Annotated in this window: 2 pseudogenes; both read right to left on the reverse strand. The window is 56.2% G+C overall.

From position 1 onward, the window contains the following. Nucleotides 1-22: 22 nt before the first annotated feature. A pseudogene (locus tag FHW37_RS33375) lies at nt 23-367 on the reverse strand (transposase); the annotation flags it as partial. Further along, nucleotides 367-1,753 (reverse strand): annotated as a pseudogene (locus FHW37_RS33380) (IS3 family transposase); the annotation flags it as partial. The pseudogenes FHW37_RS33375 and FHW37_RS33380, both read right to left, overlap by 1 nt.

The following is a 1,753-nucleotide window of genomic DNA, read 5'->3' on the forward strand; positions in this document are numbered from 1 at the left end:
GCGGATAAAAAGTTGGACTGCTTTATAAGTTCAGGCCGAGGCTCTGACGATACTCGACCGGGCTGAGCGATCCCAACGATATCTTGATACGCTTCTCGTTATACCAGCGAATATAAGCATCTACCTCGGCGACGAACTGTTCGATTGTGATGGCCTTCCAATCTCGTGGATAGAAGAGTTCCGTTTTAAGCCGGCCGAAGAACCCTTCGCACGCGGCGTTGTCTTGTGAGCAGCCCTTTCGGGACATCGAGCGAACCAATTTCGCATCGCTAATCCGTGTGAGCCAACCCGGCCAGCGATAATGGGCTCCGCGATCGGAATGGACGATTGGCCGTTCCGCAGCGTCGGTCACGGTCTCGATGGCTGCTCTCGTGGATAGAAGAGTTCCGTTTTAAGCCGGCCGAAGAACCCTTCGCACGCGGCGTTGTCTTGTGAGCAGCCCTTTCGGGACATCGAGCGAACCAATTTCGCATCGCTAATCCGTGTGAGCCAACCCGGCCAGCGATAATGGGCTCCGCGATCGGAATGGACGATTGGCCGTTCCGCAGCGTCGGTCACGGTCTCGATGGCTGCGTCCAGCATGGTATTGACCAGGCCCGCGTCTGGTTGCGTTCCAATCGACCAACTGATGACCATCCCGTCGAAGCAGTCGATGATAGGAGAAAGGTACACCTTCCCGGCTGGGATCTGGAACTCGGTGATGTCTGTCAGCCATTTCACATTCGGCGCTTCTGCATGGAGGTCCCGATTGATCAGGTTTTCGGGTGCCGGACTGATTTCTCCCAGATATGATCCAAAACGCCGTCGACGCGGTCTGGCGACGATCAACTGCTCCTGCTTCATCAACCGCTGCACAACCTTTTCCGAGATTGTTACGCTCTGCCTGGCCAGCGACGCCTGTAGTCTGCGATAGCCATAGCAACGACGGTTCTCTTCAAAGATTTCCGCAAGGCTGTGCCGGACGGCCTCATACTTGTCTGCCAGACAAATGCGCGTGCGATGTTAAAAATAGGAGCTTCGGGCAATTCGCAGCTGGGCGAGTAGTTCTGGCAAGCGATAATCTTCCTTAAGGGCGTCAATCAGCTGTGTCTTCTCCCGATTACTCAGGATCTGCAGATCGACGCCCAGGTCTTTTTTTATGAGTTCGTTGGCCTTCTTCAGGAGATCATGCTCGAGTTGCAACTGGCGAACATCACGCTGGAGAGCTTCAAGCTGTCGTTCGAGCTCCTCACGTTCAGGCACCTTGGAGTTTGCTTTGCGGCGTTTCATGGATGATGGGGCCTCATGACCGAGAAGCTGGTCCTTCCAGCTGTACAATGTAGGCCGCGAGACGCCCAGCCGGTCAGCGACCTGTTGAGCGCTTTCATCTCCACTGCATAGTCCGATGACCCCCGCTTGCCGGACCTCGTCGGAATAGCCAGGGTGCCACGATCGCCCGACCAACGATGTTCGCGTCTCGGGAAGTGCCTCCCGGACCCATGCGGTCAGTGTCCCTCGTCCGGGATAGCCAAGTGCCCTCATCGTCGCAGAGATGCAACGATCATGGGTGCGAAAGTGCTCAAGTGCCGCCTTCCTCTGAGCCTCGGAATATTTTGGCGCTCGCGCTACCGGCTGAGTACGCAGGTCGAGATGCTGTAGGTACACACGGTACCAGCCCCTCAGCGCATTTTTGGTGGGATATCCCAGCTGGCGAATGGTCGCGTTAAGCCGCTTGCCAAGCCGGATATAGAGTTCAACTGCTCGAAGTCTGTCT

The organism is Neorhizobium alkalisoli, from assembly GCF_007829835.1.
Lineage (GTDB): Bacteria > Pseudomonadota > Alphaproteobacteria > Rhizobiales > Rhizobiaceae > Neorhizobium.